At 71.1% G+C, this 21298-nt stretch carries 13 protein-coding genes and 2 pseudogenes; 9 read left to right on the top strand and 6 right to left on the bottom strand.

Annotation, left to right across the window (positions count from 1 at the left end; all coding sequences use genetic code 11):
• Positions 1 to 56: 56 nt before the first annotated feature.
• The 4 genes and pseudogenes from ACFVSN_RS30140 to ACFVSN_RS30125 form a co-directional block, all read left to right on the top strand.
• Positions 57 to 4163, top strand: a complete 4107-nt coding sequence (locus tag ACFVSN_RS30140; RefSeq protein WP_387956902.1) for a LamG-like jellyroll fold domain-containing protein — start codon at positions 57 to 59, stop codon at positions 4161 to 4163.
• 388 nt (positions 4164 to 4551) lie between these two features.
• On the top strand, positions 4552 to 4860 hold the full coding sequence (locus ACFVSN_RS30135) for a hypothetical protein (RefSeq protein WP_387956901.1): 309 nt from the start codon (positions 4552 to 4554) through the stop codon (positions 4858 to 4860).
• A gap of 20 nt (positions 4861 to 4880) precedes the next feature.
• Positions 4881 to 5111: a hypothetical protein gene (locus ACFVSN_RS30130; protein ID WP_387956900.1), complete on the top strand. Its 231-nt coding sequence runs from the start codon at positions 4881 to 4883 to the stop codon at positions 5109 to 5111.
• Between the two features lie 855 nt (positions 5112 to 5966).
• Positions 5967 to 6143, top strand: a pseudogene (locus ACFVSN_RS30125) (TetR/AcrR family transcriptional regulator); the annotation flags it as partial.
• Between the two features lie 653 nt (positions 6144 to 6796).
• Here ACFVSN_RS30125 and ACFVSN_RS30120 read toward each other — a convergent pair.
• Positions 6797 to 11161, bottom strand: a complete 4365-nt coding sequence (locus ACFVSN_RS30120; RefSeq protein WP_387956899.1) for a hypothetical protein — start codon at positions 11159 to 11161, stop codon at positions 6797 to 6799.
• A complete protein-coding gene (locus ACFVSN_RS30115) occupies positions 11118 to 12026 on the bottom strand; it encodes a hypothetical protein (protein WP_387956898.1) in 909 nt (302 codons plus the stop codon). The genes ACFVSN_RS30120 and ACFVSN_RS30115 overlap by 44 nt, the downstream gene beginning before the upstream one ends.
• Positions 12027 to 12394: 368 nt before the next feature.
• On the opposite strand from ACFVSN_RS30115, the gene ACFVSN_RS30110 reads away from it, so the two are divergent.
• The 3 genes and pseudogenes from ACFVSN_RS30110 to ACFVSN_RS30100 all read left to right on the top strand — a co-directional run.
• Positions 12395 to 13162, top strand: a complete 768-nt coding sequence (locus tag ACFVSN_RS30110; RefSeq protein WP_387956897.1) for a sensor histidine kinase — start codon at positions 12395 to 12397, stop codon at positions 13160 to 13162.
• Positions 13163 to 13260: 98 nt separating this feature from the next.
• Positions 13261 to 13935 (top strand): response regulator, encoded by a 675-nt coding sequence (locus ACFVSN_RS30105; RefSeq protein ID WP_387956896.1) that lies wholly within the window; start codon positions 13261 to 13263, stop codon positions 13933 to 13935.
• A 127-nt stretch (positions 13936 to 14062) separates the two neighbouring features.
• Positions 14063 to 14191, top strand: a pseudogene (locus tag ACFVSN_RS30100) (TetR/AcrR family transcriptional regulator); the annotation flags it as partial.
• A 322-nt stretch (positions 14192 to 14513) separates the two neighbouring features.
• Here the strand turns inward: ACFVSN_RS30100 and ACFVSN_RS30095 are convergent.
• Together ACFVSN_RS30095 and ACFVSN_RS30090 are read right to left on the bottom strand one after the other, a co-directional pair.
• Positions 14514 to 15710 (bottom strand): pentapeptide repeat-containing protein, encoded by a 1197-nt coding sequence (locus ACFVSN_RS30095; RefSeq protein ID WP_387956895.1) that lies wholly within the window; start codon positions 15708 to 15710, stop codon positions 14514 to 14516.
• A 456-nt stretch (positions 15711 to 16166) separates the two neighbouring features.
• Positions 16167 to 16751 (bottom strand): hypothetical protein, encoded by a 585-nt coding sequence (locus ACFVSN_RS30090; RefSeq protein WP_387956894.1) that lies wholly within the window; start codon positions 16749 to 16751, stop codon positions 16167 to 16169.
• Between the two features lie 277 nt (positions 16752 to 17028).
• On the opposite strand from ACFVSN_RS30090, the gene ACFVSN_RS30085 reads away from it, so the two are divergent.
• On the top strand, positions 17029 to 18000 hold the full coding sequence (locus ACFVSN_RS30085; protein WP_387956893.1) for a helix-turn-helix domain-containing protein: 972 nt from the start codon (positions 17029 to 17031) through the stop codon (positions 17998 to 18000).
• Between the two features lie 516 nt (positions 18001 to 18516).
• Here ACFVSN_RS30085 and ACFVSN_RS30080 read toward each other — a convergent pair.
• Both ACFVSN_RS30080 and ACFVSN_RS30075 read right to left on the bottom strand, forming a co-directional pair.
• Positions 18517 to 19677: a serine hydrolase domain-containing protein gene (locus tag ACFVSN_RS30080; protein WP_387956892.1), complete on the bottom strand. Its 1161-nt coding sequence runs from the start codon at positions 19675 to 19677 to the stop codon at positions 18517 to 18519.
• A 141-nt stretch (positions 19678 to 19818) separates the two neighbouring features.
• Positions 19819 to 20055, bottom strand: coding sequence for a hypothetical protein (locus tag ACFVSN_RS30075; protein WP_387956891.1), 237 nt, complete (start codon positions 20053 to 20055; stop codon positions 19819 to 19821).
• 248 nt (positions 20056 to 20303) lie between these two features.
• Between ACFVSN_RS30075 and ACFVSN_RS30070 the strand changes: the two genes are divergently transcribed.
• Positions 20304 to 20612 (top strand): hypothetical protein, encoded by a 309-nt coding sequence (locus ACFVSN_RS30070; protein ID WP_387956890.1) that lies wholly within the window; start codon positions 20304 to 20306, stop codon positions 20610 to 20612.
• Positions 20613 to 21298 lie beyond the last annotated feature (686 nt).

Raw genomic sequence — 21298 nt, 5'->3', positions numbered from 1 at the left:
ACCATCCGGCACGAACACTGACGCGTGCCGTGGTGATTCCGGCCACACTCACCGGCTTGTTTATCGGCGGTGCCGGCCCGGCCCTGGCGGACGGTCAGCCGGCCGCCGCCGCAGCCCCGGCGCCGACGGCGGCGACGCCGCTCGCAGCCGCGTCGGCGTCGGCCCGCGAGTCCGGCCGCCCCGTCCCAGTGGACGAACTGACCACCGAGACCGCCGACACGACGGCGAACGCCGACGGCACCTTCACCCTCACCACCCACCTCCAGCCGGTGCGGGTCAAGCGGGACGGCCGGTGGACGGCGCTCGACGCGAGCCTGGCCCGCAACAACGACGGCACCCTCTCTCCGAAGGCCACCCCCGCCGGGCTCTCCCTCTCCGGCGGCGGCAGCGGCCCGCTGGCCACCCTCACCGACCCGAAGGGCCGCCACCTCGCCCTGAGCTTCCCGACCGACCTCCCGGCGCCCGAAGTCAGCGGCGACAGCGCCCGCTACAGCGGCGTCCTGCCCGGCGTGGACCTCGACGTCACCGCCACCGACCAGGGCGGCCTGCGCGAGGTCCTGGTGGTCCACGACGCCGCCGCGGCCGCCAACCCGGCGCTCAAGTCACTCCGGTTGGCCACGCACACCACCGACGGCCTCTCCCTCGCCGCCGGCCCGGACGGCTCCCTGACCGCCCACGGCGGCGACGGCACCGCCGCGTTCACCGCCCCGCCCCCGGTGATGTGGGACTCGGCCGGCCGTGCCGCCGGCTCCCCGGCCCAGGCCGGCGCGCCCCAGAGCCCCGCCGAGCACCAGCCGGGCGGCGACGCCCAGGTCCGACCGGTCGGCGCCCAGGCCGCGGCCGACGCCCTGGTGCTCACCCCGGACGCAGGCCTGCTGTCCGGCCCGCACACCGTCTGGCCGCTCTACATCGACCCCGCGGTCAGCCCGGTGACCAGCACCACCAACCACTACACCATCGTCCAGGAGGGCTGCTCGGGTTACACGTACTACGACAAGGCCCAGGACAACGGCCAGGGCGTCGGCTACCAGCACTGGAAGGACTGCAACGGCCTCCAGCGCGCGTTCTACGAGATCGGCCTCGGCAACCTCAGCAGCGACATGGTGATCTCCAAGTCGGTGCTGCACCTCACCGAGACCTACGCCGCCTCCTGGGACTGCGACAAGACGCACCAGGTGCGCCTCGCCACCGTCGGCCGGATCTCCGACACCACCAGCTGGGACAACCAGCCCTCGGCGACCGGCGACGGCTGGCTCGGCACGCAGAACCCGACCGGCGCCAACGGCGGTGGCAGCTGCGGCAACAAGGACGTCAACTTCGACGTCACCGGCCAGCTCAAGAAGCTCGCCGGGCACGCCGACACCTGGACCTTCGGCCTCTACGGCAACGAGTCCAAGTCCGACGACAACGACGACTACATGCGGTTCAACCGCAACCCGTACCTGACCACGGTCTTCGACATCGCGCCCAACCAGCCCGACACGCTCGGCACCACGCCGGCCGCCCACTACCCGGACGGCAACGGCTGCGAGAACCAGCCCGGCTGGATCGGCAACTCCGGCACCGCCGGCAGCGCCTCCGACATCGCGTTGAACGCCCGCCTCACCACCCGGATGAGCGGCGTCAACCTGCGCGGCCGGTTCAAGGTCTGGGACGCCCAGGCGAGCGGGACGCCGAAGAGCCAGCCGGCCAGCGACTGGATCTCCCCCGGCGGCACCGTCCGCACCAACCTCGGATTCACCGTCAGCGACGGCCACCAGTACGGCTGGTCGGTCCAGGCCGAGGACGGCACGCTCACCGGCCCGGTCTCGCCGAACTGTTCCTTCAAGGTCGACCTCACCCCGCCCACCGTTCCGGCCATCGCCGACTCCCCGGTCTTCCCGCCGCTCGGCGGCTCCGCCACGCCCACCGGGCACGCCGGTGACGGCGGCGTGAGCGTCAAGGTCACCGCCACCGACCCGACCCCGGCCGGCTGCCCCGGTGGCTGCCTGAGCAGCGGCATCAAGCGCTTCGAGTACGCGCTGGACACGGACGTCAACGGCGCGAACTGGGTGCCGGCCACCGCGACCGGCGGCGGCGCGGCGACCGCCGACGTGCCCATCATGCTCAGCGCCGCCCAGTGGGGCACCCACACGCTCTACGTCCGGGCCGTCGACGGGGCCGGCAACACCCAGGCCACCACCGCCCAGTACAGCTTCTTCGCGCCGTGGAACCCGGCCGCCAAGGTCGTCCAGGGCGACCTCGACGGGGACGGCATCCCGGACCTCGCCGCCCCGACCACCGACGGCGACCTGATGCTCGTGCGCGGCGACAGCAACCCGGCCGCCGCCCCGCAGGTGATCTCCACCAAGGACAAGAGCCCGGACGGCACCGGCTGGGACAACTACCTGATCGCCCACCGCGGCACCGCCACCGGCAGCAACACCGACGACCTGTTCGCCTTCGACAAGGCGACCCACCAGCTCTACCTCTACCCGAACGACGCCACCACCCCCGGCGGCACCGCGGGCCGCTTCACGCTGACCCAGAACGTCATCCCGATCAAGAACTCGGACAGCTGCCCGGCCAAGGGCAGCGACGGCACCTGGAACAACGTCAGCCAGATCCTGGCCCCCGGCAAGCTCGCCCAACTCGCCGACGCGCCCGACCTGATCACCGTCGACAAGGGCGAACTCCGGTACTACCCGGGCAGTTTCCAGGCCGGCTGCAACCTCGCGGCCGGCGTGCGGATCGGCACCGGCGACTGGTCCCACACCACCCTGCTCGCCCCGGGCCGGGTCGGCGGCGTCCCCACCCTGTGGGCCCGCGACAACATGACCGGCGCGGTCCTCAGCTACCCGCTGACCTTCGCCAACGGCACACCCACCGCGTCGTTCGCGGCACCGACCGGCGCCGCGCTCACCTCCGCCGTCCCGATCGGCGCGGGCAAGAACCTGTGCCTGGACATCGACCACGCGAAGACCGCCAACGGCACCGCCGCCCAGGTGTGGACCTGCAACGGCACCAACGCCCAGACCGTCCTGCGGGGCACCGACAACACGCTACACGTCCTCGGCAAGTGCCTGGACGTCACCGGCGGCCGGACCGCCAACGGCACCGCCGTCCAGCTCTGGCCGTGCAACAACACCGACGCCCAGCAGTGGGTCCCGGGCCCGAACCCCGGCTCGCTCAAGAACCCGGCCTCCGGCCGCTGCCTCGCCGACCCGTCCGACAACAAGAACCCGGGCACCCGGCTGGCGATCCAGGACTGCGCCGCATCCCCCGGCCAGAACTGGGCCGCCACCACCGCCGGCAACGCACTGCCCGGCGCCCAGGCGGTGCTCCCGCTCGGCCTCGGCGGCGACGACTACCCGACCGTCGGCTCCCCCGGCGACGCCCAGGGCACCGGCAACCCGGCGCTCTACGCGGCCACCACGAGCGGCCAGATCATCGAGTACCCGGGCGCCGCGCCAACGGGCGGCACCGGCCGCTTCGACAACCCGGTGACCATCGGCTACCTGCACCAGCCCGTCGACTGGTGGAAGCTCGCCGACACCACCGACAGCACCCGCCCGGCCAACGCCCTCACCCTGAACGGCGGCGCGGCCACCACCACCGACCCGGCCCGGGGCAACGCGCTCGCGCTCAACGGCTCGTCGGCGTACGCCGCCACGGCCGGGCCCGTGCTCAACACCGGGAGCAGCTACACCGTCTCGGCCTGGGTCAACCTGTCCGACCTGAAGAACAACTCCACCTTCGTCTCCCAGTCGGGCACCACCGCCAACGGCCTCCAGCTCTACTACTCGACCTGGTCCCACGGCTTCGCGATCGGCCACGCCCACGCGGACGACGCCTCCGGCGCGTTCTCCAGCGCGTACGGACCGGGAGACGGCCCGCTGAGCCCGAAGGTGAACACCTGGTACCACCTGGTCGGGGTGTACGACGCCGACCGGCAGCAACTGCGGCTGTACGTCAACGGCCAGGTCGCCGGCGTGGCCGACTACGCCGGCACCGCCTGGAACGCCACCGGCCCGCTCCAGCTCGGCCGCCGCCTCTACCAGGGCAGCTACGGCGAGTATGCGGCCGGCCGGGTCGGTGACGTCCAAGTCTTCGACCAGGCGCTGTCCCCCGCCGGGGTGGCGTCCCTCGGCACATCCCAGCCGGTGCCGACCCAGCTCGGCTGAGGCTCGGAGCTCCGACGACGCACCTCGGAGCTCCCACGACGCGCGCCCGTTCCGGTCCGGAGCGGGCGCGCTGCCGTCGGCGGTGGGCGCGTCCTCGCCCGCCCCATCGACCCGCGCCCGCCGACCCGCGTCCGCCGACGCGCACCTGCCCGACCGGGCCTCGCCCTCATGCCACCGATGAAGGTGGCCGCCGGCGCCGGCCACCACGCTCGTCAGCGTCATCCTGGCGGTCACCGTAGGACGGAGCAGCGAGGAGCAGCGGCAATACCGCCATCGGATTGGCGACTTCCACCCGATTGGAGTGCATTGACGTTTCGCAGACGGCGCCAGCGGGGGTGATGCCGAAATATGGCTGTCTAGTCGACGGCAGTTGCGGAGAGGACTGGCAATGTCAAGCGTTATCGCGACAGGGTTGATCTCGGGGACGAGCACCGTCGAACTCTTTTTCGAGGACATGAGTCAGAACGCGGCCCGCACGATCACCGTAATTCCTCAACGCCAGCCGCCGCCCCAGCTCCCCACGGACCAGCAGGCCAGGCTGAAGGACCTCTACTACATCCTCAAAGGGCCGCAACATCCGCCCGGCTCCGGCCCGAACACACTCCAGCTGCACGTGGTCGTTGAGAACATGCAGGGAGGTGAATTTAACCTGCAACCGTCGTTTCTTTTCTACAAGGTCCTGATGTCCGAGTCGTGAAAGGGCGGGAGCCAGGCGAAATGAAGATCCATGTTGCGCACGACGACGAGGGAAGAATTCGGGCGCTTGTCGTTCCAGGGCCGGAGTTCAGCGAATCCATGACGCTACTGCCTGGGGAGGGCGAAACCGTTAGCGTGATCGAGGCTCCCGACCTCGCGGACGAGGAGCTTCTCCTTCATCTCCAGTCGGTACAGAAGGGGTTCCGCGTGGACTCCGATTCGGGCGGCCCCATGCTGGTGGCGTTGCAGTGACGACGGCGGTCAGGTGGCGGCTTCCGCCGTCATCCGCCCGCTTTTTACGGCTTCGACGGTCACCCGCCAGCCGCCCCGGCGGGCCTGCTCCGCGCTGCGACCGGTGCCGGCCCGCCACGGAGGGAGAGGTGCCCGGCCGTCCCGCCCGGGTGCCGGTGCGCCCATGGCGGGGTAGTGGACTTGCGTCAGCCGAGGTCGGTCCTGCCTGCATGGCCACAAGCCACGTCCCGGGGCTGGCGACAACGATCGGCGCCGGCTCTTCATCGCGATACAGCGGGACGCTTCACCGCGCACCCGGCCCTACCCGTTCACCATCACTCGGCCGACGTCTACGCCGAACACCGCGAGCACAGCGACAAGCTATCTCCGTTGGAGAAGCGGATCGCCAAGCCGCCGGTGCGCCAGTCCTGGCGGATGAACGGGTCTGGAGTCCGGACGAGGAGAGCAGCGAGGCGTACGACGCGGCGTACGACAAGGCTGGGGTGACGATCGCCGGCCGCGTGCTGCACCCCAGGGACCTGGACGCCTACGCCACCATCACCTACGAGGTGGCCGGCCTCCACCAGGACGACGAGGACGGCTTCGACGACGAGGACGACCAAGGCGAGGTACCCGGCGAGCTGGATGCTGCCCTGGAGTGGGCCCGCGCCGGGGTATGCGTCCTCCAGCAGTACCTGCCCTGGCCGTTCACCGACGTCCTCCTCTACAACGGGCTCGACAACAGGCCCGCCCACCGCATCCTCTACTGCTGCGCCGCCGCGACCCGAAGGCGGCTGCGGTGTGGTTCACCGCGCTGGTCTACCTCAACCCGAACGACACCGTCGGCGCCCGGTTCATCGCCCCTGACGGTCCCCAGAGCAAGCCCAACGCGCCGTCGGCCTACCCGTCACCCCGGAGCGGGCCGCCGCCGTCACCCTTGCCCTGCACGCCGCTATCCCGCACCTCCTCGACACCGGCCCCGCCACTCTGGCCGCCGCCGGCCTGGACGACCTACACCGATTCGTCCACGCGCTGCTGAACGCGGTCTACCCGCAGCACCCGAACGGGGCGACCCGAGCCAGCCCCCACTCCCCCGGCGTGCATGTACGGGCAGCGCCAGCGGGCCCAGATTCTTCCCCCTGGCCACTGGCGAGGACGGCGACCGGCTGCTCACCGCCCTCACCGCATGCGCCCGCCCATGCCTGGCTGCGGTTGGACACTGCACTGCCCGCCCGGCGCGGCAGGCCCAGGATCCGCTGGGCCCAGGAGTCCCGCGGAGTGGTCGGGAGAATGCGGCCTCAGGCCCGTCCCGGGTTCCCGCGTGAAGTGCGATCATCGTCGCATCAGCGAAGGAGCGAACATGTGGACGTGGCGGCGGAATCGGGCACGCGGGCACGCGGGCACGACACAATGCGTCGACTCAGCTTGCCGTTTCTCCTCAGATTGGTGAGTACGAGCCAGACCACGTGATGCGACGCGCCGGGGGCCGGTGCGGGCAAGGCCTCCGTGTGTCTGCGGCCGACCGAGCAGGCGATCCGCCCGCACCGTCCAGGACAGCCGGAGGTCAGGCCGGGTCAGGGCAGGAGGGCCGAGCCGCCCTCCGATGCAGGCTCCTGGAGGACTCCGATCGAACAGACGGGCCCGATGAAGTGGAGCTATGGCTGCAGGTCTTCAGCAGCTGGCCCCCGGCGGCCACCAGGTCGTCATCATCGACGACCACTTCTCCGCCGCAGCCGCCGACCTCCCGGTCGCCCGCTGACCTTCCGCCCGGCGAACAGGAAATCGGTGTCGAGCTCCAGCACCGAGACGCCCTCGTCGTCCCCGACCGCGAGCAGCGTCCCGAGTGCGGCGAGAGAGCGGACTGGGGACCGGCGGCGCAGCACGGCGAGGGGGCGGAGGGCGATCGGGTCCCAGAACCGGATCGTCAGCCCTTCGCCGCCCGAGGCGAGGAAGGGCGTTCGGTCGGGCAGGGCGCCGAAGGCCAGCGCGTTCACCGGCAGTTGGTGCGCCGCCAGGGCATGCGGAGGCCGGTTCGGATTCGCCGTGAGATCCCACACCAAGACCGGTGCTCGGCGCGACTGATCGGGGCCGCCGCCAATCACCGTGCTGGCCGTGAGCAGGATGTGTCCGTCGGGGGTGGTGTCGAGCGCCGTGGCCGAGACCCAGTCGTGGCTGATGGTTCGCCGGACCGACGCTCCGGTGGTGGCGTCCCGTACGCATGCGTCGTGCATGTCCTCGTCGACCAGCAGGAAGCGTTCGTCGACCCGCGTGCCGAAATCGAAGGACGCCTGCGGCGGCCGGTCGGTGGTGATGCGGCCGACCAGCTCACCAGTGAGCGGTTCCCGGTACTCCCTCTCCTGGTCCCGCTGGCATTCGAGCAGCAGACGGCCGTTGGTGGCGGTCCGGTATCGGAGCCTCATCCGCGCGGGCGGGGGTGCCGGTTCGACTGGGCGGCCGGCGACGACATCCCATAGCCGCACCGTGGGCTCTCCGGACAGGGTGGTGCCGAGAAGGTAGCAGCCGGACGACACGGTACCCAGGGCAAGGGAGTCGCACCGCTCGTCCGGGAAGGGGCGAACACTCGGCAGCCCACCGTGGCCGGGACCTCCCACATGTGCCACCTGGTCGCCGTCGATGAACGCGAGGCAAGATTGCCCGTCCGGTGTCCGGCCCATGGCCACCAACCCCACCGGCGCGAGCCCGCGACCAGCCCCAGTACCGCGTATAACGCCACCGAGCGTGTCCCAGAGCCGTACCGTGTCGTCGACGCCGCTGGAGGCGAGCAGGACCTCGCCGTCCGACGCACAGCCGAAGGCGAGCGCACGCAGACCTCCATCCCGGTGTCCTCTCAGCGGCTCGCGCGCCATGACTCCGAAGCGCAGGTCCCACAGCTGGATTTCGCTGTTGTCGGTCTGGAAGGCCAGCAGCCAGCGTCCGTCCGGCGTCGTGCCGAACCCGACCGAGGAGATCGAGCCTTTCCTGGCCGGACCGACGGGCCTGCCGAGCTCGGTGGCGGTGTCGGCGTCGCGGAGCCGAAACATGCCGTCCTTGCCGTAGCAGACGCACACCAGCTGGCCCTCAGCCGTGGCGCCGATGGCCATCACGTCCTCGTGGAACCGCCGATGTGCGCCCGGCTCGACGTACGACAGGCCGGCCCTCGGATAGACGTCCCAGGTCTCGATCGTCCGGCCGCCCCGTTGCGGATCGAGGCGGGCGCCCACAACCCGTAGCCGTTCGTCCGGTTCGGCTGCGACCGCGAGGTCGGTAATAGGTCCTCCGCCGGTCAGCTGCCCGAGTGCTGCGCCGCTCATGCCGTCCCACAGGTGGACAACCCGGCTGCCAGCGCCGGCCAGCAGGAGTCGGCCCCCGGGCGCGCGGACGAAGGCCAGCGCGGTCACCGGGTCGTCGACGTCGGCCGGAGCCGCGAACGGAGCCCCGGTCTCCGGGTCCCACAGTTCGACGGTGCGGGCAGCGTCGGTGGCGATGGCCAGCCGAAGGCGTCCGTCGCCACCGACGCCGAAGGCCAGTGCGACAGGTGACTCGGGCGGCCCTGGAATGGTGATCGCCTGCTCGATTGCGCCCGTGCGGGCGTTCAGTATCCGCACGAGCTTGGTCGTTCCGATGGCCAGCAGCAGCCCACCGTCCGGTGCCGCACCGAACGCCATCACCGATACGTCCAACGCGTCCCGTGTGGTGAGGTTGAGCAAGCTGTTGTCCGAGCTGACGGCTGCCATGCGGGTTCGGTAGGCAGGGGGTACGGCGCCGGGACGGTTCGCGAGACTGCTGCCCAGGGCGACAGCGGCCTCCTGGAGGCAAGCGGCGTTGACCTCCGGACTGCGGCCGAGCAGTGGCCGCGCCCGCCGGTACACTCTCGCGACCTCGTTCAACTGGGGTACGGCGGGGGACAGCAACGGCGTCAGCGTCACCGGGTCGGCCACCGCCAGCAGATCAAGATCACGGGTGAGTGATGCCAGCGCCGGGCCGGCGTCGGAGGCGTGATGAGGGAGGTAGGTCAGCACGTACGGGTGGGCGGAGGCCCACAGCCGGCGGCCCTCGCCGTTCGTCGGGACGGTGGCCACCAGGGCGTCGGTAACCGTCTGAGCCACGTCGGGCCGTGGACCTCGGAGGTGGGCGGTGAGTTCGTGGTGCACGGGACGGAAGACCGACCGGTTGCCCGCCCCGAGGTCCTCGACGACGTACGCACCCGCCTGCTCCAGCAGCAGGCGCACATCGTCGTCCGTCACACCCGCACCCTCGGGCGAGGTGGCGAGCGCCCTGGCCACCGGCACCCAGATGTTCTCCCAGGGCAGCCCTGGCCCGTGGGCGAAGGCGAGCGCCCGCAACAGGGTGCGGGCCGCCGCGGGGTTCGTGGTGACGCGAGCGAGGTCCTCTTCGAAGGCTTGGCCGAGCGTGCTCGGCAGATCGCGCCGCCAGCCGTCGTCCGCAAAGTCGCCAGCCTGCTCTCGGCCGCGGGCGGAGCGGGCCAGCAACTGACCGACCAGGAACGACTCCGTCCGCCGTCCGCCGTCCGCGGCCGCTGTGGCCCGGTCGGCCAGCTCAGCGGCGACGGCATCCACCACGCTTTCCCCGGCCGAGCGGTAGCACGTCGCGGTGTCGGGCTCGTGAGCGGCGAGTAGCAGCTGGCGGATGTAGTCGACCAGCGCCTTCGGATCGAGGTAGGGCTCGCGATCCAAATCGATCAACCGGTCGGTCGGCCCGATTCGGCCGAGCAGCTGACGCCGGGTGCCCAGGACGACCCGCAGACCGTACCTGCGGGCCAATGGCACTAGCAGGCTGTCCAGCAGCGGGGCGGGCTCGACGGCCTCGTCGACGGCATCGACGAGCACCGCCCATTCCTCCGTCTCCGGATTCGCGGTCAGATCCTGCAACAGCTCCCCCACGCTGGCGGCCGGACGTTCGAGCCGCTTCGCGATTTCCTGCGCGACTTGGTCGGCGTTGAGCCCATGGCCGTGCACCGCGATCAGCGGGGTGCCAAGAGGAAGCAGCTCTGCCGCCCGGGACACCAGCGGGTTGTCCGTCGCACCGCCCGGCCCGAGCAGCTGCCGTCGGCCGCCTGGGCGGCTGAGTTGGACGGGCAGCGCGAGCAGGGTGGACTTCCCGGCCCCGGGGCTGCCGGTGACTACGGCGAGGCCGCCGCGCCCACCAGCGGTGAGCCAGCCGAGCAGGTCCGCGGTGGCTCGGATCCGACCGGAGCGGCCGGTGAGGTAGAAGCCTGCCGCGGCCTCCGGGGCGCCACGCAGTCGGGAGATCCAGTGCTGCTGGTCGCTGACGGTCAGGCCCGCGATGCCGGGGTGATACTGCCGATTGGGGAAGAACGGGGCACGCCCGTCGCTGCCTCCTCGCGGCGGGAAGTGGAGGGTCGTCTGCCCCTCAGTGCCTAGGATGTCGTTGACCGCGTATGAGAGGCTGTCCAACCCCAGGTAGGGCGCGCTTGCGCCAGCCAGCGGCCGTTTCAGCGCCTCCGCCAGCGCGTTCGCGAACCGGCCCTGCTCCGCGAACTCCAGGCTGCTGGCGCTGGCGAGGACCCACAGGCGGTCGTTGCCATGGCGCTGGACCTCGTAGCCGATCTCCTCGGCGGCGCCGCCCGCGAAGCAGCAGTCGATGATCAGCAGGACCTCCGGCTGCTCCGCCTCGGGGATGCCGTGCCGGTCGAGGCGCATCAGCAGCGACGGCAGGTCGGTCGCGCGCAAGGCCGACTTGTGGAGGTTTGCGGGCTGCGACTCCCGGACGACGAGGAAGTAGTGGCCACGCGGCGGGTGTACGCCGTGGCCGGTGTAGTAGACGATGACCAGTGGATGTGTGCGGGCGGCTTCACCGACGGCCTGCTCCAGTTCGTCGAGCCCGGGGTCGACCCGGTAGTGCGGCTGGTCGGTGACCGGCCGGACTTTGAGGTCGGCGAGCGCCGCGACAACGGTCCGTAATGACTCGGGGACCTTGAGTAACTCACTGAAATCGACGCAATCGTAGTGTGCCGTGCCGACTGCCAGCAGTACCGGCTTCGGCGATTCAGAGCCGGGGCCGGGCTTCGGCGGGACCTTGTGCCAGGGCATGTCCGAGAGCACTTCCCGTCTCTCGTGCGTTGAGGTAGGTCGTCACCCCGTGTGGGGCCTTGGGCGGGTTGGCCACCTTGCGGTCGTCAACGCGACCGGGCGGCGGGCCGGTGAACAAGCCCGCCAGGTCCGGTCGGAGGGCAACGATGTCGTCCGGATCGGCGACGTTCACCCAGGCGGGCAGGGTTCCAGGCCAGGCACCGTGGCCGTCGGCAGGGGCCGGGGTCAGCCGGTCGAAGATCAGATTGGGGATGCCGAGCGGGCTGCCGAGCGTCAGCAGCAGCCGGACCGAGGCCGGCTGGTACTGGCAAAGGTATTCGTAGGCGACGACCGAGCCGAGGGAGTGACCGATGACCACCAGGGTGTCGTCGCCGATACACGGCCCGAGGCGCCCCAGCACGGCCGTCCGGACCGCCTGGTTGGTGAGGTAGTCCGACACCTGCCGCAGGTTGCCGATCAACGCGTGCTCAGCGAGGCCGGCGAAGGTGGGAGATTTCAGCAGAAGCCTGAGCATGAATGCCGTGGCAACCATGCCCGCCCCCATGGTGTCCTCCGTCGGGGCGAGGTCGGCGTCCTGTTCGAGGACGGCCTGGTAGAAGGTCGTCAGCAGATCACGTTCGAGCCCCGGCCGGACGTCATCCGGGCCGTACGGCGGCTCGTTCGTGGCAGATGCCATGGCACCGGCCGGCCGGAAGAGATCGCCGAAGAACGCCACCTGGAGATCCCCGGTGTCCAGCCCTTGGGCGACCCCGTGCATGCCGGCCGCGGCGAGCCCGCCGCGCAACGCGTCGAACCAGGCCGAGCCGAGCTGGTAGGCGTCGCCGTACTGCTGCCCGATGCCGTGGATGCCGACAATCGTTGCCACACCTCGATTCTGTTCCCGCCGCCCGGCCCCCGCACCTGGCCGCCGGTCCGGTATCGGGGACATCGCATTGGAGATCACCCCGGTGCAGGTCGGGCAACCACCGTCCGTCGCTGGTGGAGAGCCGTCCACGGTGACGTCAGCGCTGGAACCATTCGCAGCGGACATCGGCCGGTCCTCCGGTACGGTGGCGACCTACCGCTGGATGTCCTCGCGCCGGCCGGCCGAGCATCGGCAGGCGGTGGGGTGCCACACACGGTCCACAAGATCCTCGTCGGGCTCCCCGGCCGGCGGCGGGCAGGACCTCGTACTCCACGTGGCCGGCCTGGCGCTGGCCGGGATGGCCTGGGTGCTCGGCCCGGCGGGTCGCGGTGGAGGCCGTCACCGAGGAACGGCTGCGGATCGCCCGGGAGCTGCACGACATCGTGGCGCACCACGTCGGGGTGATCGCGGTGAAGGCCGGCGTGGCCAATCACCTGCTGGCCACCCGCCCGGAGGGGGCCGGCGAGGCCCTGCGCGTGCCGGAGGGGGCCGGCGAGGCCCTGCGCGTGATCGAGACGGCCAGCCGCTCGGCGCTGGCCGAGATGCGGCAGATGCTCGGTGTGCTGCGGGCCGGCGGGTCCGAGCCGGAGGCCGACGGGGTGGACGGGCTCCGGCCGGCGCCCGGGCTCGCGGCATTGCCCGAGCTGGTGGCCGGTGCCACCGCGGCCGGGCTCACCGCCGAGCTGCGCACCGAGGGCACTGCCGGCCTGCCGCAGGGGGTGCAGAGTTCGGCGTACCGGGTGGTGCAGGAGGCCCTGACCAACGTGCTCAAGCATGCCGGGCCGACCCGCTGCCGGGTCGAGCTGGTCGCCGACGGGCGGGAGTTGCGGATCGAGGTGACCGACGAGGGTGGTGCGGGAGGCCGCGGCGTGCGCCGACCGGGCCGGCACGGTGGGTACCCGACCCGGCACGGGCCCGCCGGGGCGGTCGGGGCGGTCGGGCACGGGAGTGGTCACAGCCATGGTCTGATCGGCATGCGGGAGCGGGTGGAGTTGTTCGGTGGACGCTTCCAGGCCGGGCCGCTTTCCGGGGGTGGCTTCGCCGTTCGGGCCGAGCTGCCGTACCGGACCGTGGCGTCGGCGAGGGAGGAGCCCTGATCAGGGCCGGCGTGATGAACCGCCCGGCGCCGGGGCGCCGGGCCGCCCGGGGGTGAGCGCCCGCCCCCGGGCGCAACGACGAACGTGTGGAGGACCGTGTGACCGAGCCCGTCCGTGTCCTGGTGGTGGACGACCAGGCGCTGCTTCGCGGCAGCTTCCGGATGCTGATCGACGCCGAACCCGGCCTGATCGTGGTCGGTGAGGCGGCCGATGGCGCCGCCGCGATCGAGGTGGTCACCGAGCAGCGGCCCGATGTGGTGCTGATGGACGTGCGGATGCCCGGCACGGACGGCATCGAGGCCACCCGGACGATCTGTGAGCGGGACCCGGACGTGCGGGTCCTGATGCTCACCATGTTCGACCTGGACGCGCATGTCTTCGCGGCGCTGCGGGCCGGAGCCGCCGGGTTCCTGCTCAAGGACATCCCGCCCGCCGAACTGCTGCACGCGATCCGGGTGGTGGCAGGTGGGGAGAGCCTGCTCTCGCCGAGCGTCACCCGGCGGTTGATCTCGGAGTTCTGCCGTCACCCGGCCACCGAACCGACCGGTCCGCCGCCCGCCCTGGACGGTCTGACCGGCCGGGAGCGGCAGGTGCTCCACCTGGTGGGCGCCGGACGGTCCAACGCAGAGATCGCGCAGGAACTGCACGTCTCCGCGGCGACGGTGAAGACCCACCTGAGCCATCTGCTGGACAAGCTCGGCGCCCGGGACCGGGTCCAGCTGGTGATCGTCGGGTACGAGAGCGGTCTGCTCACCCCACGCCACCGGGTCTGACCGGCCGGCGCCGCATCCCGGACCGAGAGCCGACCGCGGAACGTCCGGCCGGGACGGCCCGCGGCCGGCTCTTGGCTCACTCGCCCGAGCAGATCCCGCGCCTGGCCAACCGCCGCCTGCTCGCCCCGCCGTCACCCTCGCCCTGCACGCCGCTATCCCGCACCTCCTCGACGCCGGCCCCGCCACTCTGGCCGCCGCCGGCCTGGACGACCTCTACCGATTCGTCCACGCGCTGCTGAACGCGGTCTACCCGCAGCACCCGAACGGGGCGACCCGAGCCAGCCACCACTCCCCCGGCGTGCATGTACGGGCAGCACCAGCGGGCCCGGATTCTTCCTCCTGGCCACCGCCCTGCTCGCTGGCGGGAACGGCGACCGGCTGGTGACGGTCGGGGCCGGCGGCGAGGAGGAGTCGGTGGAGACGGTGGTCCTGGTGCCGCGCTGGACGTCGTACTCCTCGGTCGTACTCCTCGATCGATCCAGCAGACCGACCGGCCGCCTTGCCGGAGTTCCCGGACGCCCGGGTGGTCGGACCAGGTGAGCAGGACCGGGCCGGCCGCCGGAACCTGACGGGGGTCGTCAGCTGGTGGCCGGCTTCGCGAGGAGATCGGGTGGTGGTGGGAGCAGGCCTGCGGGGGGACGCGTCAGGACCCCGTTGTCGAAGGCCGGCGGCACTGCCCACGATCCCACGTTGCTGAAGTCCACCTCACCTCCGGTGAACTTGGCGTTCCTGAAGTCCACCTCACTGCCGGTGAACTCGGCGTGGTCGAAGAGCACGGTGCCCCGGACAAAATCGGCATAGACAAAGCCGACCTCGCCGCCGACGAACTTGGTCGCGTAGAAGTTCACCGTGCTGCCGGTGAACGCGGCGTTGTCGAAGCGCACCGTGCCGCCGGTGAGTTCGGCGCCGAGGAAACTCACCCTGCCGTCGGCGAACCGGGCGCCGGTGAAGTCCAGCCTGGCGCCGGTGAACCTGGCATCGGTGAAGCGCACATCGCAGTCGGCGAATGTGGCGTTTCTGAAGCTCACTCTGCCCCCGGTGAACCTGGCACGTTGGAAACCCACGCTGCCGCCGGTGAACCTGGCGTCTCGGAAGTCCGCTCCGCCGGCGAACTCGGCGTCATTGAAGCCCACCGCGCCGCCGGCGAACTCGGCCCCCTTGAAGCCCACCATGCCGGTGAAGTGGGTTCCGCTGAAGTCCCCACCGTCGAAGACGGTGCCGGTGAAGTCGTACTCGTGTCCGTCCCAGGATGCCGGAGACGGGGTGTCCGTGGCCTGCTGGTGATCGCGGATGGTACGGATGACGGTGTGACGGACTTCGCGGCCAGCTTGCCAGTTCAGGCGTTCCTCGGCTGGTGCGGTGGCCCCGGGGCGTGGCGAGTAGGGCATGCGAAGGTAGGCGCACAGGACGTCGATGCAGGTTTGCCGGTGTTCGCTCCAGTCGTCGGCGAGTCCGGCCATGGCGTGGACACCGGCGAGGCGGCAGGCGGCTTCGTCATGACCGAGGAGTCCGGCTGCCGTGGCGAAGCGTTCGTTGAGCAGGCGGGTGCGTTCGTGCTCCAGGGCCTGCCCTGCACTTTGGCGGGCCGAGCGTGCGGCGTGCCGGGTGCCGAGGTAGGCACCTGTGCCGCCGAGCAGGCCGCCGAGGAGACCTACGAGGATCACCGCCCACAGAGGCGTATTCGAGCCGGCGCCCCGGTCCGGTGTCGGAGAGACCGAGGGAGTTGGGCCGGGAAGGAGACTGACGTAGTCGAGAAGGCTGGCCAGGGCCGTCATGACGGCAGGGTAGACGGGCCGTACTGCGCCTGCCGGGCGGCGTACCGGGCAGAGCTCCCGCCGTCATCCGGACTGGGGAAGGCGAAACCGGCGCATCACCGCCCCTGGACGCCCTGCGGCTCCCCTGCCGGGGGGCGGAACGCATCACCGCCGCCCCCACGACGGCCGCGTCGACTGGACCGCCCTGCCCGAGGACGCCGTGCACGAGGCGAGCAGCTCGGGCAGTTGGAGGCCCTGAGGGTTGGCTGGTAGGCGGTTCGGCCGGGGCCCTGGTGGTCGGCGTGGCGGTGTTCCTGCCCTGTGCTGGAGGCCGCCACCCTGCGGGGTGGCGGCCTCTGGTGCTTTGGTGGTCGCGCTTCTGGCGTCGGCCGATGATGATGGCGGCCGGTGATCAGGTGAGGCAGGAGGCGAGGGCTCTGCCTCGCTGCGGGCCCGGGGCCTTGTTTGCGTTACGGCCTACAGCCAGAAGGTGACGGTGCTGCTCCACGAGATTGCAAACAACTGTTCGTGTGCAAATCCGGCGTTGATCCTGAGGCCGGCATCGGACCTCGGCGTTATCTGACCGCCGGTCGGGGCGCCGTTGCTGAAGGAGAACCGCTGGTTGCTCCGGCCGTTGCAGCTCCAGACAATCATCCTCTTCGTGCTGGGCAGGTCCAGGCACAGGCCCGGGTTGTAGTACGGGTGCAGGTACCAGCCGCCTTCGCTGGCGGGCTCCAGGCACCAGCGCTCGTTGTCCTGGATGTGGCCGTTCTGGGAGGCGTACTCCCAGGTGTCCACGACCGCGCCCTTGCCGCCCCAGCCGTGCACTTCCATGTACTCGCCGCCGGTCCGGTAGGTGTGCACGTTCCCGCTCTGACACCATTTGGAAGTGGCCGGCCGCGCCGTCGAGGCGTGCGCGGCGCCGGTGCCGACGCCGAGCGCCGCCACCGCGGCGGCCGTGACCGCCAGGACCTTCACCTTCTTCAGAACTGCCGCGGCGCCGGTGCCGGCGATCCGCTGTCGTGTCCGGGTGCTCTTGCTGTTCGTTGCTGCCGTGTTCATCGTGTACTCCTCTGTCTGGGGGCAGCCAGGTTCTTTCTCGTGACCGGTGATCGTGGTCTGTTCCAGGAGGCGGTCGCCGTGGAAGCCGGCGAGGCCTTGACGGCCCGCCGGTCCCGTGCCCCGGTGACCGTTGCGTCCGTGCGTTCGGCGATTGGCTGCTCGATGCCGCGTTCTTGTAACAGCCGAAGAGAAGGTTCTCGCCATTCGATCGGCATGTCATTGACACACCGTGCAAGGGCTTTGACACCATGTGCACAACCTTGGGGGAGGGGCTGTGGTGGGCGGGGTCGTGTTGCGGTCGACGGATGTGCCGAAGGCGGACCGGTTCGACTGGTGGGTCGACCTGGTGACGCGGGACCTCGCACCCACCTACATCACCACCGAGCACCGGGACGACTTCCGGGCGACGGCCGTGGCGCTTGAGCTCGGATCCGTTCACGCGTCGGCCCTGTCGTTCCAGACGCTGCAGAGCTGGCGCACTCCTCGGCTGATCCAACGCTCGGACCCGGAGCTGTGGGAGCTCGGGTACGTGGTCGGCGGGGTCATGGGGATCGAACAGGACCGCAACGTGGCGCAGCTACGGGCGGGCGGTCTGGTGCTGTACGACACGTCCAGGCAGTTCGACACACGAGTCGCCGAGGACGGCCGCATCGTCATCCTCCACGTGCCGAAGACCGCAGTGCCCGTGCCGGACCAGGTCATGCGGAACCTCCTGGCCCGCCGGCTTCCCACGCACGGGAGCGGATCCCTGCTCGCTGGGTTCCTGCGGGATCTGGCCGGGGTACGGCTGGAAGGCTGGGAGGCCGAGGAGACCGGTGCCGCCGCACTTCATCTCGCCTTGGCATTTCTCTCGGGCCTGTCGAACCGGGAACAACTGCTGCCGACCCAGACGAGGCAGACCACTCTGCTCTACAAGGCGAAGGCATTCATCGAGACGCACCTGTCGGAGCCGGATTTATCGCCGCAGGTGGTTGCCGACGCCCAGAGCATCTCCGTCCGCTATCTGCACCACCTGTTCCAAGACGAGAAGCACACCGTCGGCTCCTTTATCCGAGGACGGCGACTTGAGCGCTGTCGCGCGGACCTGACGGCGCCCGGCCTCATGCTGCGTCCTGTCGGAATGATCGGAGCGCGCTGGGGATTCACGGACGCGGCGGTTTTCAACCGGGCGTTCAAAGCGGCCTACGGAATGCCTCCAGGTGAGTACCGTACGCGTGCGGCCCTCGATCGAGACCACACCGCGGTGTGATCCGAGGCCGTGCCCGTATCGACGACCTTGGTCCAGCGCGGACCGTCTGCGTCAATCTGGCACCCGCTCAGCAGCCGGGGCGGGCGGCCGAGCGGGTGGTTCGCACCCCGCGGTCGAGTGTTCGACGAGCTGGTGCCCGGCAGGCTCTTCGCAACCGGGCGGTGCCTGCTCCTCGTGGCGACGACGGCCCGGTGATCGCCGCCGAGGACGACGCCAAGGCCTCTCCGAGGAACGGCCCGGGCCGCGGCCATAGCCGTTGAGTCTGGTGTTCGTTTCCGCGGGCCGGCCGGGGGTTGACCGGTTGCCAGAACCACACCGTGCCCACCTCGCCCGCGGCCCCGGGCGCGCTGCCGCCGAGGACGGACGCGGGCACGGTCTCGTTGACCGCCATCGCGTGCTGGGCGCCGGAGCGGCCGGCGCCCCGGGCGGTGCCGCCCATCTCCGAGCGGACCATCCCGATCACCTGCCCGGCCGCGTCCAGCCCGGCGGCGCCCTCCAACCGCCGGGGAGGCGCGTTCAGCGGCACAGGGCCGCGTCGACGGCATTTTCGGCCGGCTGCAGGTCCGCCATGCTGGTCGGGTCGACGGTCATCGTGACACTGGCGGCGCGTCCGTCGTCGGTGGCGGCGCTCCAGGTTCCGTAGCCGGGGATGCTGCCGTTGTGCCACCAGACGGTCTTGTGGCACGACAGTTGTGTCCTCATGATCCCCAGTCCGTAGTCGTAGCCGGGCGCGCCCGTGGGGACGGTGGTGCGCATCTGCTCGAGTTCGGGGCCGCTGAGGAGGTGGCCTTCCTTCATGAGCTCGGAGAAGAACCGGGTGAGGTCGGCGCTGGTGGAGACCATCGCGCCCGCCGCCCAGGCCGCGGAGGGGTCGATCTCGGTGACATCGCGCAGCGATCCGTCCGGGCCGTCCTTGTGGTAGCCGTGGGGGTGGGGTCCTCGAAGGGTGGTCTCGGCGGGGGCGGGGAGGTAGGTGTGGCGCAGCCCGATCTTCTTGATGATGCGTTTGTCGATCTCCTTGGCCAGGGGCAGTCCGGTGGCCTTTTCCACGATCATCCCGGCCACCAGGTAGTTCGTGTTGCTGTACCCCCAATTCGTTCCCGGGGCGAAGACGTTGTCGTGTCGCAGCGCGATGTCCAGGGTGTCGCGGGGAGAGAGGTAGCGGCGCTGGAGGATGTCGTCGGTGACGTCGTCCTCGTAGTCGGGAAGTCCGCTGGTGTGCTGCAGGAGCTGACGGACCGTGATGTGGTGCCCGTCGATGCCTTGTCCGCGCAGGAGACCGGGCAGGTAGGTCTCGACCGGGTCATCGAGGCGGATCCTTCCCTCGCCGACCAGTTGCAGCACGACCACCGCGGTGAACGTCTTGGTGACGCTGCCGATCCGCACCTCGCCGTCCCGGGGCGTCTTCGCTCCGGTGGCCAGGTCCCCGACGCCCGCGGCATGGATACGGGTGTGGCCGGCCTGGTCACGGACGGCGGCCAGAGCGCCGGGCGCGTGATCGGGGCTCACCATCGCGTCCAGACGCTGCTGGATGGCGTCTGGCCTGGCGGCCCCCGGGGCGGCGACGGCGGACGGGGCGAGCGTGCCGAGGGCGAGGGCCCCGATGGCCACGGCGACGGCGGTGTGAGTCGTCCTGTGACGCAGGGCGTGGAACCGAAGCGGTGTACGTGAGTTCATGGAATGTCACCTCTGATGGTGTGTGCGGTTTTGGTGTTCGGCGGGTTCCCGGCGCGGTCAGTGCCCGGAGAGGTTGCGGCGGACGCACTCGACGTACTGGTGGAGGCCGTCGGGGCGGTAGCTCTCCTGGGTGTGGTTCGCCTACCAGGCGATGAAGGCGGCGGCCAGGACGGACACTGCGATCGCGGCGAGGGAGAACAGCGGCCCGACGAGCGCGCAGCCCCGGCCGGCGCCGGTGACCAGGTCGGCGGCGCCGGACAGGCCGCCGACGACCGCGAACGACGTGAACGGGCCGAGCGCGCCCGGCACCACGGCCGCCGTCGCCGGGGTGTCGCGTGCTGCTGCGGGCCGGGCGGCCGTCGTTCCAGGGGCGTGCATCCGCTGTCCTTCCGTGATCGGCCCGATCGCTCCGGGCCTGACCGATCCTGGAACACGACGCCCCGTGCGCGCCTCCCGGGCGGGAGGGAAACCGCGCTCCCCCGATCGGGGGAAGAGGCCGGACGGGCACACTCACCAGCGCCCCGGGGGCGGAACTCACCGCCCTCCCGGTGAAACTCCCCACCGCAGGTCAGCAGGGGTGCTCAAACTCCCCAGTGCAGGTCAGCGGCCCGAGGCCCCACCCCGGGGTGAGGCGGGGTCAGGAGCAGCGCCACCAGGCGCTGCTGCGCTTCGCCTCGGCGACCGCGGTCTCGGCGGCGGCCCGCCCGCGCTCGGCAACCGCCCGCGCCTTCCGGTCGGCGTCGGCCTGGCGGCAGCTGGCGCACAGCCCGTCGTCGCCCCAGGCACCGGCCCGCTCACGCTCCTCCCACCGCTCGTCCGAGAACGGCGCCGGGCAGCGGGTGCAGGCCGGGCAGCGCCGCTCGCGCGCCGCGGCCTCCCGGGCCTACTCAGCGTTGGCCTGCTCCGCCGCAGCAGCTCGTCGCCGTCCTGGTTAGCCGGCGTCTGACCCAAAGTGCGGGTGCGATCCGCGCACGGCCAACCCCTTGTCCAGGGGAAACGCGCCGCTGTCCAGGGGACACGCATCGCCCCGGTCGACGCGGTCGGCGCGCGCGGTCGGGTGCGCGCGGACTCTGCACGGTCTGTCCATAGACACGCCGCGCGCTGCTGGAGCTGTCCATCACGCGCCGGTAGGCCGCACCGCGCGGTGCGGTGCGGTGCGGCCTACCGGGCGAGGTGCTGCCCGGGCGCCTGGCGCAGCAGGGCAAGCGCGTCACTACTTCACCACCCTGGACGACATGGTCCGCAACGGATCGGCCCTTTGTGGCCTTCGGTGATCTCGGTGAGGTTCGACCCGCTGGGAGCCGACCAGCCGCCACGGTGGCGCGGCCAGGCGAGCCCACCACCCGACCCACATCCGCGCCCCCGCGGCTGGGGCCGCTGCGACCCCAGCCGTCGGTCCGCGGAACCCCTGCGGACCGGCCGATCGCCTTCAAGCCTACGAAGCCACCTGAACGTAGGCCGCATCGGCGTCCGCACACAGCTCGACCTCGTCCGCGCGGACAGGCTCGTGTGAGGACCCCGGGCGGGGGTGTGTCCAGCCAACGGTGTAACTCAGGTTGATTTGTATTACCGGCGGCCGATGGAGAGCCGGCCGTCGAAGGTGATCTCGAAGGCGTTCAGT

Source organism: Kitasatospora sp. NPDC057904 (assembly GCF_042887925.1).
In the GTDB taxonomy this organism is placed as follows: domain Bacteria; phylum Actinomycetota; class Actinomycetes; order Streptomycetales; family Streptomycetaceae; genus Kitasatospora.
Note: the sequence above shows the minus strand (reverse complement) of the source record. Positions and strands in the feature narration are given on the sequence as shown.